10 protein-coding genes are annotated in these 14,265 nt (G+C 51.4%); 5 read left to right on the forward strand and 5 right to left on the reverse strand.

Features of this window, described 5'->3' with window-relative positions:
• Positions 1–22 precede the first annotated feature (22 nt).
• Together ACMV5I_RS00735 and ACMV5I_RS00740 are read left to right on the forward strand one after the other, a co-directional pair.
• Positions 23–1,597, forward strand: a complete 1,575-nt coding sequence (locus tag ACMV5I_RS00735) for a GMC oxidoreductase (protein ID WP_414823433.1) — start codon at positions 23–25, stop codon at positions 1,595–1,597.
• Positions 1,594–3,240, forward strand: a complete 1,647-nt coding sequence (locus ACMV5I_RS00740; RefSeq protein ID WP_202727270.1) for a UbiD family decarboxylase — start codon at positions 1,594–1,596, stop codon at positions 3,238–3,240. Before ACMV5I_RS00735 ends, ACMV5I_RS00740 begins: the two co-directional genes overlap by 4 nt.
• Before the next feature lie 42 nt (positions 3,241–3,282).
• Here the strand turns inward: ACMV5I_RS00740 and kch are convergent, their stop codons facing one another.
• From kch to ACMV5I_RS00755, 3 genes are all read right to left on the reverse strand, one after another.
• Positions 3,283–4,467, reverse strand: a complete 1,185-nt coding sequence (gene kch / locus ACMV5I_RS00745; protein ID WP_121608969.1) for a voltage-gated potassium channel protein — start codon at positions 4,465–4,467, stop codon at positions 3,283–3,285.
• A gap of 76 nt (positions 4,468–4,543) precedes the next feature.
• Positions 4,544–5,152: a class I SAM-dependent DNA methyltransferase gene (locus ACMV5I_RS00750; protein WP_414823434.1), complete on the reverse strand. Its 609-nt coding sequence runs from the start codon at positions 5,150–5,152 to the stop codon at positions 4,544–4,546.
• Positions 5,153–5,165: 13 nt separating this feature from the next.
• The gene (locus tag ACMV5I_RS00755) at positions 5,166–7,592 is read right to left on the reverse strand and encodes a DUF3772 domain-containing protein (RefSeq protein ID WP_414823435.1); all 2,427 of its coding nucleotides are present in this window, start codon (positions 7,590–7,592) and stop codon (positions 5,166–5,168) included.
• A 348-nt stretch (positions 7,593–7,940) separates the two neighbouring features.
• On the opposite strand from ACMV5I_RS00755, the gene ACMV5I_RS00760 reads away from it, so the two are divergent.
• The 3 genes from ACMV5I_RS00760 (at position 7,941) to ACMV5I_RS00770 (ending at position 10,857) form a co-directional block, all read left to right on the forward strand.
• On the forward strand, positions 7,941–8,501 hold the full coding sequence (locus ACMV5I_RS00760) for a DUF2975 domain-containing protein (protein WP_202810239.1): 561 nt from the start codon (positions 7,941–7,943) through the stop codon (positions 8,499–8,501).
• Positions 8,502–8,513: 12 nt separating this feature from the next.
• The gene (locus ACMV5I_RS00765) at positions 8,514–8,744 is read left to right on the forward strand and encodes a helix-turn-helix domain-containing protein (protein ID WP_021804454.1); all 231 of its coding nucleotides are present in this window, start codon (positions 8,514–8,516) and stop codon (positions 8,742–8,744) included.
• A 385-nt stretch (positions 8,745–9,129) separates the two neighbouring features.
• Positions 9,130–10,857, forward strand: a complete 1,728-nt coding sequence (locus tag ACMV5I_RS00770) for an ABC-F family ATP-binding cassette domain-containing protein (RefSeq protein WP_414823436.1) — start codon at positions 9,130–9,132, stop codon at positions 10,855–10,857.
• Between the two features lie 958 nt (positions 10,858–11,815).
• Here ACMV5I_RS00770 and ACMV5I_RS00775 read toward each other — a convergent pair.
• Together ACMV5I_RS00775 and ACMV5I_RS00780 are read right to left on the reverse strand one after the other, a co-directional pair.
• The gene (locus ACMV5I_RS00775) at positions 11,816–13,291 is read right to left on the reverse strand and encodes an alpha/beta hydrolase (protein WP_414823437.1); all 1,476 of its coding nucleotides are present in this window, start codon (positions 13,289–13,291) and stop codon (positions 11,816–11,818) included.
• 260 nt (positions 13,292–13,551) lie between these two features.
• The gene (locus ACMV5I_RS00780) at positions 13,552–14,097 is read right to left on the reverse strand and encodes an Ail/Lom family outer membrane beta-barrel protein (RefSeq protein ID WP_414823438.1); all 546 of its coding nucleotides are present in this window, start codon (positions 14,095–14,097) and stop codon (positions 13,552–13,554) included.
• Positions 14,098–14,265 lie beyond the last annotated feature (168 nt).

Raw genomic sequence — 14,265 nt, forward strand, 5'->3', positions numbered from 1 at the left:
TGTCACGTTCCGGGAGCCAACTATGAGTGAAGTCGACAATATCTACTTTTCCCACTTTGCCCAGATCAAGGGGCAGTCTTTTGACTATATCGTGATTGGTGGCGGTGCCTATGGCACCAGCTTTACCCACCGGGTGCTGCAACATAATCCCCAGGCCCGCATTCTGGTGCTGGAGAAAGGCGATTACCTGATCCCCGACCATATTCAGAACATTCCACCGGCCTACATCAAACTCAACACCAGCGTGGGTATCCGGCCATGGACCTACCATGGCTCTGCCGATATGAAACTCAGCCTCAACTTTATGCCGCAGATCCCTTATGTCGGCGGCCGCGCGCTGTTTTGGAACGCCTGGACACCGCAACCCGATAGCAGCGAAATGCCGGACTGGCCACCACAGGCGATCGAGCGTCTGGATAATCAGTGGTATCCCACCGGCGAATTTATGGGGAGGCGCTACTCCCTGGACATCCCCGGCAATCGCAACCAGTCACTGAATCGCTTTATGGGTGAGCGCCTGTTCTCGCAATTGGCCAATATCAGCGGGGCTAAGCCGCAGCCAAGCCCGAGCGCTTTGGACTCGGCCATGGCAACTGGCCAGGGAGTGGCACCAGAGGATTGGGCCAAGTTCTCGCCCATTTCGGTACTGGTGAATGATGTGCAGGCTTACGCCTCACTCAAGGTAGTGGTCAATGCCGAAGTAGAAAAACTGATTGCGGAAGGTGACGTTGTCACCGAAATTATCACTAAAGACGGATCACTAAGCGTCGGCAACGCCAAAGTGATTTTGGCCTGCAACACGCTGGAAGCCGGATTTATCCTCACCAAGTCTTTCCCTGACGATAAACTGGTGGGGAAAAACCTGTGCGGCCATATCCGTTCCTGGCTGGCCGCCCGTATTCCCGCCAGCAGCCTACCGGTATTGACCAACCAGTTGCAAACCGTCGCCTATTACCTGCCCGGCATCGATAAAACCACCAACCGCCTGATGCACACCCACATCAGCGTGGTCCATAACCCGCAACCCGCAGAAAGCTACGACGTGCTGTACCGCATTCTGCCAGATGCTTCTTCACCAGAAGCCGTCGCCACCTATCAGGATCCTGACTACGTGGTGATCATGCTGCATTCCATGGGGGAGTTCCTGGGGGAACGTTCGGCAAACTCGTGGAATTACGTCACGACTAACCCGCTGGGTGAGGCCGAGGTGTATATCCAGATGAGGGAAACCGACCGTCAATTCTGGGATGCGATGGATAAAACCACCTATGACGTGATGTACGCTCTTGCCGGAGATGCCCCTCTGGAGTACCAGCACAATAACCCGGACGGCAGCTTCACCTGGGAACCTTCACCGCCAGACAATATTCGCAATCAGGGATTGGTGCACGAAGCTGGCACCTTATGGATGGGGGATGATCCGGCCACCTCGGTCACCGCCCTCAACGGTCAGATGCACCGTTACCCGAACGTATATGGCCTGGGCAGCATGTTGTTCCCCCGCCCTGGCTCATGGAACCCAACGCTGACCGGCGTAGCCCAGTCTTTCGCCCTGGCCGATGAACTCAGTGGCCCACATCAGGATCAAAATCAATGAAGCGACGTAAACTGAAAATTGATGTGCAGAAAGTCCCCAAATCGTACCGCGCCTATCTGGAACTGTTGGCCAGCAAGGGGGAAGTGGTGGCGATCCCCGATGAGGTGGATTGGTATCTGGAGATTGGCGCTATTCTGCGCCACGCCTGCGAAACGGAAAGCCCGATGCCGCTGTTTAGCAAGGTGAAGGGCGCCCCCGGTTTCCGGGCGGCAGAAATGGGCCCGACGGTCAGCCGCGTACCAGGCAAACGCTGGCAGCGTCTGGCACTGATGCTAGGCTTGCCGGACGATGCCCAGTTGCTGGAGATCCAGGATGCCTTTCTGGATGCCATCGGTCAGGAGCCGCATCCGCCAGTGATGGTCGATCCGGCCACCGCCCCGTGCAAACAAAACAAATGGGTGGGCGATCAGGTGGATATGACCAAAATCCCGGCTCCTATCCTGCACGACGGCGACGGCGGCCGCTATTTCCAGACGGCCGGAGCCATAATGGTGCGTACCCCTCCAGGTGAACCTGTACCGGAGGACGCTTACACGGTAGATAAGGACGCCTGGACCAATTGGTCATTCAGCCGGGCGATGATCGCTGGTTCACGGCCGCAGAATAACCCAACGCCAAAACCGCCTCACGCCAGTTCGGTCGGGGTACCACACGGTAATGGCCCGCATTATTCGAAGAACAATATTGTCGGCCTGTGGCTGCCTTTCCAGCATAACGGCATGATCTACAATATGTGGACGGCCCAGGGGAAAGACTGCCCGTTTGTCATCGCCCTTGGGGTGCCCCCGGCGGTCACCATGCTGCTTTCTGCGGCTCCGCCAGCTTGGCATGACGAATACAACTATGCTTCGGCATTCCTTGGCCACGGCATCGAGATGGTGAAAGCGGAAACCTGCGATGTGCTGGTGCCTGCCGAATGTGAAATCATCATCGAAGGCTACGTCAGCGCGGATAAATCCGTGGCAGAAGGCCCGTTTGGCGAGTTCCCAGGCTACCTTTCCAACCAGTCCAGCCTGAAACCACTGGCGAAAATCACCTGTGTCACCTTCCGTGATGAGGCTATCTTGCCGATCTGCATTCCGGGTGTTCCGATCGACTCTACGTTGATGCTCGGCTGCTTCTGTTTATCTGCCACCGCCAGAGTGTATTTTGAAAAGTCCGGTCTGCCGATCATCGACTGTTTCAGCCCGCTGGAGGCCTCTTCCCACTGGCTGGTGATCCGGGTACGTGACGACTGGCATAAAATCACCGGCATGACGGTCAAAGCCTTTATCGACAAGATTGCCGAAGTGTTCTGGACCAACCATATCGGTAAAACCACCGCCAAGCTGATTATCGTGGGCGAAGATATTCCCCCTGATGACAGCAACAAAGTGACCTGGGCATTAGCGACACGTAATAATCCGGTGCAGGGCGTGTTTCACTATCCGCAATATGACTCTGACGGTACCGGGTTACAGATTTACCTGGATGTGGCCACCAAACTGCGCGGGCGCGGCGGCTTGGTGGCCTACAGTTGCCTGCAGATCCAACAGCAGGTTAACCAGCCGTTGGAGCAGGTATTGAGCTTTGCCACCAATTATCCGCTGCCGTTGCAGGAGAAAATCAAAAGCAAATGGTCTGAATGGGGATTTGATCGCTAAGAAATAGCCCCGCACCGCTTAGGTGGTGCGGGAACAACCCGGTTACCTGCCCTTGTTATCACCCTCACCGTTACTGAAAAACGCATCAATATTGAGATCGTGATTAACCACCTCACCATTAAGCGAGCGCACCAGCAACTCACTACCCAACAGCTGCAGTGAGAGTACGGCATCGGGTTTGACGCGTTTGATCTTGTTCATATTCTGGCTTTCATTGACCAACGTGATGGTTTTGGTGTCTGCCCCACCCACCTCTTTGGCTGCCAATATGATGAAAGCGTTAACCGCGTCGCTTTCGGTCAAGGCAACAATATATTTCGCCTTTTCTGCCCCGGCTAATGCCAGCGTCGCAACGGCAGAAGGATCGCCTTCAACCACATCTGCATGACTAGGATAGTGTTGTTTATTACCAGGCTCACAAACAATGGTCACGTTACCGCCGCTTTCAATCAATCCCTGATAGACATTTTGTGCCAATGAAGAGGTACCAACAATAATATAATGATTTTTGCGAACCATGTGAGAGAACCGCCCTTTGATAATACGTTGAAGATTTTGGCTGATTAGCACGCCAGCAACCGATGCCAGAGAAGCGGCAAAAACCGTAATGCCAAAGATAATCACCGTGAGTGTGAACATCCGCGCAGCAGTGGTATGCGGAATGATATCGCCAAAGCCGACCGTAGACATGCAGACCACGGCAAAATAAAACGCCGTAGGCAGGTCGGTCACCGCGGGGGTGAATTGATCGCCAATGTACAGCGTTCCTAACATACTGTAGACAATCAATGAGGCTATGCTGGTGACGGCAAAAAAACTGGTACTCGCCAGCTTACGTTGGTCGAAACGGCGCCAGTAGATGATCATCCCCAAGAGGGTGACCAGTGAATACCCTGCCAACACAGTGATTTGCTTATAGATAGCGATATCAACGATGACGATACAACTGAGCAGCAGTAACGAGAAAAACCAGGCAATACGCGTCCTTAACAGCAACATACCCGCCATAAAGAGCAGCACGGTGCCAATCATAAAGCGTGGAATATCCATGGCATCAAGAAAGCCCAGAGCCTGTTGCCAGGTGCTGAAATTTTCCACAAAATCATGAGAGTGCTGCAACCCGTGCCACAGGATCGGGCTGAGTACCAAATACCCATTATGCGCAACCATCAACGCCAGGATAAACGTTGGTGGTACGTATTTTTCTATTGTTCTCACGATTTTCATAACTTTCATCATTTCAACACCATGACTTGGCCGATGACCTATTTATAGTGGACTGTAGCTGAATGTGATGCAGGGATCATTCGCCAAGTTGCGCCAGCCAGACGGTTCGCCCACCACAGTTGGGATCTTCGGCCACCATACTGACCACCTGGAACCCCTGCTCTTGCAATAATTGCCGGTATTCCTCCGGTGCCAGGCTGGAATGATAAAGGGCTTCGCCTTCGAACGTGCCGATAGCTTCGCCATTGCTGGTGCCGCTGGTAAACATTAATGCAGCCTTGCTCTGAGCATGTCGCCGGAAAATGTTAAACATCTGGCGCTGATCTTCGCGCGTCAGATGGAAAAAACTGTCCCAGGCAATTAGCCCATCAAATTTGTCCGCTAGCGCCAGGGTTCTCATATCGGCCACTGCCCAGCGTTGTTCCGGAAAGCGTTGGAGGCAACGGTCGATCATCGGCTGCGAACTGTCCACCCCCGTCACCTGAAAACCCTGGCGGATAAAATAGTCGGCGATCGGCATGCCGTTGCCACAGCCAATATCCAGGATCCGCCCGTTGTTGGGTAACAGGCTCAGGAAGCGCTCCAACCAGGGTTGCTCAAACAGAGTGGTTGACCGCTTCTGCTCAAACGCCCCGGCATGCCGTTGATAGATGCCGATGATGTTATCGGCCATTGAGTTATTCATCCGTGTTCCCCCATCAAGATGAATGTTCTTCTTCATCAACCAGACTTTTTGCCCGTTGCTTCATAAACACCACCTCTTTCGGGCTGGAAAGGTTGACATTATGGGCGCGCAGGAGCTTCAAAATATTGAACAGCAGATCGCTCTTGGTAGAGCCGACCATGCGTGGGCTGGCAACATAGCCGGTTACGCTGAGGATAATCCCGTCTGGGCCAAGCTGGCTGAAGCGAACGTATGGGGCTGGCGTTTCCAGAATGGATTCGTGTTCATGGTAGGCACTCAGCAACACGTTGCGTACCTGCTCTGGGTCGATATCGGTGGGGAAAGTCAACGCGACGGTGACTACCCCTTGGGCATTCCCCATGGTGGCGTTACGCACGTTCTGCGAGATTAGCTGAGAGTTAGGCACAATCATGGTCGAGCGATCGCTCAGTTGGATCTCGGTGGCACGTACATTGATTCGCCGTACATCCCCTTCAACCCCGCCGATACCGATCATATCCCCGACTTTAACCGGGCGCTCCGTTAACAGGATCAGGCCAGAGATAAAGTTTTTCACGATTTCCTGCAGGCCAAAACCGATACCTACCGATAGCGCACTCACGATCCAGGCCAGGTTATTCCATTGGATACCCAACGTCGCCAGCGTGATCAGGATCAGCAGCACATAACCGACGTTGCTGAACAAGGTCACCAGCGAGGCGCGGATACCGATATCACTGATGGTTTTTGGCAGCAGCTCATGGCTTAGCCAACGTTGCGTGACCCGCAGCACATAGATACCGATCGCCAGGCAAACCACCGCATTGAGCAGGTTGCTTGGGACGATATTCAGCCGCTTCAGGCCTTCGCCGCTCAGGATGGCAACAATCTTTTGCAGCAAGGAGTTGGGCGTAGTGGTGCCAAAGGAGCCATTAATCAGAGCCACAATCATCAACAATATCAAAGAACATTTGGACAACGCCGTGAAGATGACGGTCAGTTGCTCAAGATGGCGATCTTTAAAGTGGAGCGATTTTTTCAGCGCCCGCCCGCTGGCAGTTTGGGGAGAAAAGATGACCGTACAGAAATCGGTAGCAAAGATCACCAGGAAATAGAACGCCATCAGTACCAAAGCGGCCCAAATCAACTGATAGGTCAGGAAGCGAGCGAAAGCCACATAGCCAATCAACAGTGATAACAGGATCACGGTTGCCGATACCACAATAACGATATGGATTATCCCGGCAATTACCGAGCGTTTTTCCAGATGTATCCCCTGCTGCTCTAGCTTAAAGCGGATGCGGCGTGCCCGAACCGGGACTGCGAACAAGATTAATGCCATCAGTGCGGTAGCCAGGCCATTACCTAGCACCGTGCTGCCAAGACTGGCACCAATCACGTTATTAACCAGTTCCACGGTGCCAAAAGCCATGGCCAATCCGGCCAATAACGGCGACAGGAAACGCATACCGCTCGCAATGGCATCATCCATCTGCGCCAGACGCCATGATGGACGGCTCAGCGAAAGGTACGCCCTGCCTAATCCCGCGATCAGCGCGCAGAAAATCCCCAACTGCATAAATCCATCGGCGAAATCCTGAACCTGGGACGTCAGCGGCTGAACACGAGTAAACGCAGAAATAAGCAGATTTAGCGCCAGTGTGGTGGCAAACAGCGTGATCAGCACCGTCATTAATGCCATAAAACTGCGGCGCAAGCGGCCATCGGGTAAATAGCGGATACAGACCCAGGCAAAAAACTGTTCCACGAAATAGCGCCCTAGAGACCAGCAAGCCGCAGCCAGGATCAGTAAAGCTATCGTCCCGTAGCGCCATTCCTCCTGCCAACTGGCATCCAGGGTTTGCTCCAACTGCTGCTTAAAGTCATTAAGACGAGCTAAATCCTCAACCTGTGAAGACGATTCTGGTAACCAGAATTGCGAACTAAGAATACTGCCGCTATTCAACGCCAGTTGGGATTTGAAGGCCACGCGGCGCAGATCGGTAATTTGTTGCCCTAAGTCGAGCGCCCCCGTTCTGATGGCTTGCGAACGCTTTAAGGCATCGTCCAACTGTTTTTTGGCATTATTGAGCGTATTGCGTTGTTGCACCACACTGGCGGTTTCGGTCATTACCCCAGGTTCGGGCTGCGGACCAAGCACGTCCAACTGTGCCTGCAACTTCACCTGCATGGGTTGCAGATCGGTGGTCAGCTTTTCTGCGTCCGTGGCTAAGACCTGCGTGGCTTCAAACAGCTTGTTCAACTGACCATCAGAGCTCGCCTTTGAGACCTGCTGTTTAATCGTATCCAGCTGTTTTTGATAGTTTTTCAGTGAAGCCGCTATTTCCTGCGGGCTGAGTTCAACCGCAGCAGCACTCTGCTGCGCTGCATTGGCTAACGGGGCAAGCGGTAAGCCGAACAACAAAAAGGTGAACAGGAAAATCTGTAATGACTTGATCATAACGGTGAATGCTCAGCATGGGGTTGGCGATAAACGCAACAGGCGAAACGATGAATATCACTGCGCCTGATCAACAATAAGCGGTGAGTATAATAACAAGCTATTCAGTGAAAAAGCGCATTAATCCTAGAAGGTTAGTAGAAATTTTAGCTAACGCCTCACTTACCCTTATTTAACCCCCTACAGTGCCCTCTCCATGACCGTTAACTGCTCAAAAAGAAACCGCTGCATGGTCGTTTTCTGAACATAAAAATCATTATGTGATCGCATTTCGATAATTTTTTATTGTTTTACGATAATAAAAGGATTAAGGTCACTGCGACTTCCACTCAACGACTTGAGGTTTTTATGACATTAGAACGCCTTACCCGCTTCAGCCAACGTATGGCCACCATCACATTGTGCCTGTTACTCGCCATGTTGCTGTTTAATGCTTCCTATTGGTTATTCCCAAGCCTCGCCGCCAACGATGGCTACGGATTTCATGTTTCCATCTCAAACGATTTAATCAGCGCGCTGGGTGTTGATTTATACCGCTTCCCCTGGTGGCAAATTGCCGGTGGTATTATCTTATCGAGCGTGCCACTGCTAGCACTGGCGCTTGGGTTGTATCATTTACGCAAGTTGTTCCAAACCTATGCTCAACGTGCCTACTTTTCAGGCACTGCGGCGCACCATTTGGGTAAAATGGGTCAATACGTCGCCATTTGGACGATTTTAGAGTTAGTGTGCCAACCTGTTCTCAGCTATTGGATAACCATGCATGAGCCTGTTGGCCAACGGATGGTGACATTAGGTATCGATACAGGGAATATTGTTGCCCTGTTTCTCGCGGCCTGTATTGCCGTCATTGCACAAATCCTGAAACAGGCCAGCAAGTTGCATTGTGAAAATCAACAGTTCGTGTGAGGTTAACCCATTATGTCGATCATCGTCCGGCTAGACGTGTTGTTAGCCACACGCAAAGTCAAATCCAAAGACCTGGCCGCCGCCGCCGGCATCACCGAACAGAACCTCTCGCTGTTAAAGCAAGGCAAGGTGAAAGGGATACGTTTTGCTACGCTGGATGCTATCTGCCGCTATCTTGATTGCCAGCCTGGGGACGTGCTGGAACATATTCAGGACCCAGAAATCTACGCAGAAGATGAGTGATCGGCCCAAAACGTAACCCAACCCATTGTTTCACCAAGCGGGCGCAGCATGCAGCGCCCCTACCTACTGAGCCGGTGGAGATCTGTTAGTCGTCTCACACTAACAGGTAGGCCAGTAGCAGAAACCGCAAATCCCCTTTATAATCCGTTCACCTATCAACCAAAAACTATGAAAAGGAGGTCCCCAATGCTGTCTTGTGAATTGTTTATACTTTCACATCACCTTGGCGATCGTCGCTGCTCAAGCATTACCGGTATCGTGCTCCGATAACCTAAGCTTGAGCGAAGTTTACACACATCAAAGTTCTTCCCTCCGGCTTACCGGGTTATCGTCGGCAGTTTTTTGACGATAGGCATTTGCATGCCTGTAACCTTGAGTAAGCACCATGACGACATTACTTTCTGCACAATCTATTGGTATTGATACCGCTTTCGGCCCGCTGCTGGCTGAGGTTTCCTTTAGCCTGAAAAAGGGCGACCGCATCGGTTTAATTGGCCATAACGGCTGTGGCAAAAGCACCCTGCTTAAAATTCTCAGCGGCGATCTGCCTGCCAGCACGGGCACCGTCACCCCATCACACCAATGCCTGATGGCTCGGGTGGAACAACACCTGCCCGAAGCCTTGTATCACTGTACCCTGTTGGAAGCAGTGCTCACAGGCCTGGCAGATGGCCAACACCAGCCTGAACGTTGGCAAGGTGAAGTGTTACTCGCCGAACTGGGATTCGACCGAGCGGCATGGGATCTGACGGCCGGCACCCTGAGCGGTGGCCAGCATACTCGGTTGTTGTTAGCCCGGGCGCTGATCCGCCAACCTGACTTGCTGCTGCTGGATGAACCCAGCAACCATCTGGATCTGCCGACGCTGCTGTGGCTGGAGCAATTCCTCAATGGCTGGAACGGTAGCTTCGTGCTAGTTTCCCACGACGGCCGGTTACTGGACAGCGTAACCAACTGTACCTGGATCCTGCGTGATAAAACGCTGCAGTATTTCCGTTTACCCTGTTCGCAGGCGCGCATCGCACTCCAAGAGCAAGACTTGGCCGATGAGCACCGCCATCAGGCTGAACAAAAGGAAATTGACCGCGTAGAGAAAAGTGCCAAACGCCTGGCTGTCTGGGGTCACGTATATGACAACGAAGACCTCTCGCGTAAAGCCAAGCAGATGGAGAAACAGGTGGTTCGATTAAAGGACCAGCAAACCACCTTGAGCGCTGGCAACCAGTGGCGGCTCCGGCTCAGTGGTGAAGCGCTGCCTGCCGATCGACTGCTGGCTTTGGAGCAATTAGCCATTCGCCCTGCTCCTACGGCGCCGGTGCTGTTCAGTCTGGATCATCTCCAGGTAAAAAGTGGCGATCGCATCGCGCTAGTAGGCCGTAACGGCTGTGGTAAGTCTTCATTGCTGCACTTCCTTTGGCAGCAATACCAGCAAGCAAGCTGCCAAGGAGCGGTTTTTCACCCTCGCGTGCGTATTGGTTATTACGACCAAAGTCTGCAACAGCTCTACGATGAGGACTCGTTAAGCGATGCTCTGAGCCATTTCGCGCCCCTGACCGAAGACCAACGGAAAATGGCGCTGATCGGTGCCGGTTTCCCCTACCTGCGCCATCAACAAAAAGTGTCTACGCTGAGTGGCGGCGAACGTTCGCGGTTACTGTTTGTTGCGCTTACTCTGGCCAACTACTCACTGTTGCTGCTAGACGAACCGACCAACCATCTGGATATGGAAGGTAAAGAAGAGCTGGCCGCAACATTGCAACAGTTTGCGGGAGCCGTGCTGCTGGTTACCCACGATCGGACGCTGATGGAGCAAAGCTGTAATCGCTACTGGCTGATAGACGATCGTCAACTGACAGAATGGCACGATCTTTTACCCGTCTACACCATCCTGGGTGGTGGCGGTCATTCTGAGCTGGTGATATCCCCTGAACGAGCTCCGCTCGCTGAACCTGCGATATCAACCAATGAAGATCACCTGCTGGCGACTCTGGTTGCTCTGGAGCACAAGCTTGAGGAGGATATAACGCGTAAACCCAAGCATCAAAAGCCGCAGTTGCAGCAGCAATGGCGGCGCGAGATCGCGGAGATTAATGGCAAACTTGGGTTGATTTAACCCAACTATGGCGCGACTTGCGTATGAACCAAATTGAGTTCGGTCATCTGCTGGTCGCGCCATCCATAGTCTTTTATCCAGACTCATGGGGGTGTTAACAAATCACGATGGGGCTGATCATCAACGATATCTTGATGGAAAATTTAGATAAATCGTTAGGCCTCCCCTCCACCTGTTTTTAACTAGGAATAAACTCGGAAAGCTCATTGTTATCCAAGAATAACCCCACCTAAATATATTAAGATTATTCTTGATTTTGCTGTTGTGCATTATTTATTGCAATTAAGCAGGTGAGGAAAATATTTTTTATCGATAAACCCATATAAATTATTAATCAATTTCAGTATGCAACCCTCTAAGCTCATGGTGTTAGATTACAATAAACAATTCTAACTACATGATTTTAAATAAATTTTAATTTTATTTTTTATGCTAACCCTGAGTGTGTATTTATCCATCACCTAAGAGTATCTAATTAAAAAAAACAGATCGATAAAATATTGTATATAACAGCAAAGTTTAATTCCTGTATTTAAAACTTTATGTTACGCTCTATCCTATAACAGTACCAACCTAATAATGGATAGCCACATACCCTTCCCTAGGAAGCCATACTTCATGGAGAACTGTACATTGACCAGCGTCAGAGAGTTTATATATAGAAAACATGACGGAGATATTAAAACCTTCGCACAACTGCACCGAACCAGTGTCTACAAGGTTAATGAGTGGATCCGCCAGGATGCGCACATTATTAACGGAAAAATCTGTATCCCCACCAGACATTCCGCTTGATCCTGTACTTCATCACGGGGCAGAATACTCTTAGTAAAAATCGCAGTCCTGCCCCTACTGACATAACCTAGTATCCCCCGCCCAGAACGTAGTTTTAGAACGCTACTGAGTAGTTTTTCTGTCAGCCTGGTGAAGGCACATATCATTACTTAAAGAACCCCGCTCAACGGCAGCTTTTATCCCGTCGTGGCTTTTTTGGACTCAACAGATAATCGACTACTGCATCATCCACACAGCTGTCTACGCCCGTCAACGCCAGCGTATGGCCATCCCCTTCGCGGGTAATCAGCGGGCTTTTAAAACTCGAAGCCATTTCACGGGCGTTACGATATGGCGTAACGGGGTCATAGCGCTGGGTAATGAACAACAACGACGGGAGAGCGGTAGAAAGCACTGGAGCATGCGGTTCCACATGGCCAGGGTATGGCCAGAAATCACAGGTATCGAGTGGATACTCATGCAACGGTAAGTAATTGGGAAATGAGGCTGCGGTATTGATTTGTTGGCGCTGCCGGCGTAACAGTTGCTGGTCGGCATCAGGCTTCGCCATATCTGCACAGGTGATCACCATTCGCGCATCATCAGCGTCTGGGGTATAGCTTTCGTCGATAAGATCGGTCACCGCATCATCGGCTTTGCCCTCATCAATTTTACGCAAGGCCGTGGCCAGCTGGGGCCAACGTTCCCGCCAGGGCAACAGGTTACGCGTCAGTGTGATCACGTCATCGGCAGAGATTTCATAACCCGAAGGAGTAACGAAAGGAGCATCGTGCAATTTGCGCAGCATCCTGTGGTACCGCTGGATCGCCCAGTTAGGTTCGCTGGTTAAAGGGCATGAGCCGTTTTTCTCGCAATCATCGGCAAAACGCAGGAAGCTTTGCTGAAAACCCCGCTCCTGATTGATGCGTTGGTTAAAATCATCTTCTTTCAGGTTCACTACGCCATCAAGTACCAACGCGCGGATTTTCTTAGGGAAACGCTCAGCATACAACTCCGCGACCTTGGTACCGTAAGAATACGCCACGGCGGTCAACGCGGGTTCACCCAGCGCCCGGCGAAGGATATCAAGATCGTTCACGGCTTCGTGGGTGCCCATATGTTGCACCACGTCGGTTCCGGTCTGCTTGATACAGGCCGCCACCCTATCCCGTGCCTGTTGCTCTGCACCGGGAATATCGTTTTCATCGGGTGACGGTGTTTCCTCACTGGCTGTTGGTTGACAGGAAATTTTGGGTGTCGATTGCCCCACACCACGCGGATCATAGCCAATGATGTCGTAAGATTTTTGCAACCGCCAGGCAGGACCCTGCTCGGCAATTTTTGGATTGATCCCTGGCGAGCCAGGTCCATCCGCGATGATTACCACACTGCCTTTTTTTGGGCCTACCGCAGGTAACCGCGTGAGAGCCAGCCGAACGGTTTGTGCTGCATTCCGGTCACTCAGTGGCGCTTCGACATAGCCACATTGTAACCCGGCCGGAGGCGGCCCATCGCTGAACCAGTGCTGAAAGGCGGTGCTGTTGCAAGGTTGCCATTGAATGGTACCTGGTGCAGTGCCGGATGGTTTGACCAAAGGCTTGGCATAGGCTGGCAGTTGGACCGCAACGGCCAGCAAAAACAGAACACGAAACGCAGACATGACGAGTCCTTTCAGCAAACGGTAACTCTGGATTTTAACCTTGATATAGTAAACCGCCTGCCAACAGATCATGGAAGGGGTATAGAGAGAATCGTATACCAAACGGCAGAAAAGGTTCATTGAAAAGAACGCATGTGAAGGAGGGTAAAGCCGGAACCGACGCGAGTAGCGGCGGCTCCGATGTTTCGAGTAGGACGAGCCATTTTTACCGAGTGTAATGGCGTAGAACTGCTCCCTCAAAACCCTTTAGGATATTTCTATCAGAAACGATAGCCAGCACCAACGGTCCAGGTACCGACTTTAAAGTCACCCAGCTTTGAATACTCGTAGTGAGCATCAAGAGCAATATTAGGGGTTACGTTAAACTGTAAGCCAGCACCGTAAGCGACGCTGCTCTTGCTTTCGTCTGTGTTAGCAGAGTAACCCCGCATAGAGACATTGGATGACGCCTTGCCGTGGCCAAAACCGATTAAACCATAGGCGCTGATATAGTCATTAAAGCGATAGGCTGGGCCTGCAGTCAGTGAGTAATATTTTAAATCACCATCGCCCACTTTGTTACTGCCATAATAGAAATCATACGACTGTGTGGTGTAGGTGAATGAAGTGATAAAGCCTAAATTGTTATCGATTTCATAGCGATACTTGAGGTTAAAACCCTTTGGGTTCTCATTCAGGTTGTTGCCATCAACCTTCACGTGGCTCTGAGCGTAACCTAAAGAAATGGTGCTTTCACCCGCAGCCTGAACGCCGAAAGACAACGCCATTGCGCCAGCCAGAAGTACTGATAAATATGTTTTTTTCATGTTGCTCTCTTAATCCATGAGTAAATAAAATTCGCTCTGCAATAAAATAATGTGCTATTTGAGCGAATTCGGAATTTAACCATGAAGTTTGTGGGATGTCTCGCTCAACTTCACATAAACATCAATTCCTCTACTGAAAAATTTATAGCAATAAGCAAATAAGCTTAT

Origin of the sequence: Serratia sp. T13T92, assembly GCF_047530105.1 — a bacterium.
Classification (GTDB): domain Bacteria; phylum Pseudomonadota; class Gammaproteobacteria; order Enterobacterales; family Enterobacteriaceae; genus Chania; species Chania fonticola.

Bases quoted from the DNA above. Each gene is read 5' to 3' on its own strand.
- ACMV5I_RS00775 (WP_414823437.1), bottom strand. From the start codon at position 13,291: ATGTCTGCGTTTCGTGTTCTGTTTTTGCTGGCCGTTGCGGTCCAACTG.
- ACMV5I_RS00770 (WP_414823436.1), top strand. From the start codon at position 9,130: ATGACGACATTACTTTCTGCACAATCTATTGGTATTGATACCGCTTTC.
- ACMV5I_RS00750 (WP_414823434.1), bottom strand. From the start codon at position 5,152: ATGAATAACTCAATGGCCGATAACATCATCGGCATCTATCAACGGCAT.
- kch (WP_121608969.1), bottom strand. From the start codon at position 4,467: ATGAAAATCGTGAGAACAATAGAAAAATACGTACCACCAACGTTTATC.
- ACMV5I_RS00780 (WP_414823438.1), bottom strand. From the start codon at position 14,097: ATGAAAAAAACATATTTATCAGTACTTCTGGCTGGCGCAATGGCGTTG.
- ACMV5I_RS00735 (WP_414823433.1), top strand. From the start codon at position 23: ATGAGTGAAGTCGACAATATCTACTTTTCCCACTTTGCCCAGATCAAG.
- ACMV5I_RS00740 (WP_202727270.1), top strand. From the start codon at position 1,594: ATGAAGCGACGTAAACTGAAAATTGATGTGCAGAAAGTCCCCAAATCG.
- ACMV5I_RS00760 (WP_202810239.1), top strand. From the start codon at position 7,941: ATGACATTAGAACGCCTTACCCGCTTCAGCCAACGTATGGCCACCATC.
- ACMV5I_RS00765 (WP_021804454.1), top strand. From the start codon at position 8,514: ATGTCGATCATCGTCCGGCTAGACGTGTTGTTAGCCACACGCAAAGTC.
- ACMV5I_RS00755 (WP_414823435.1), bottom strand. From the start codon at position 7,592: ATGATCAAGTCATTACAGATTTTCCTGTTCACCTTTTTGTTGTTCGGC.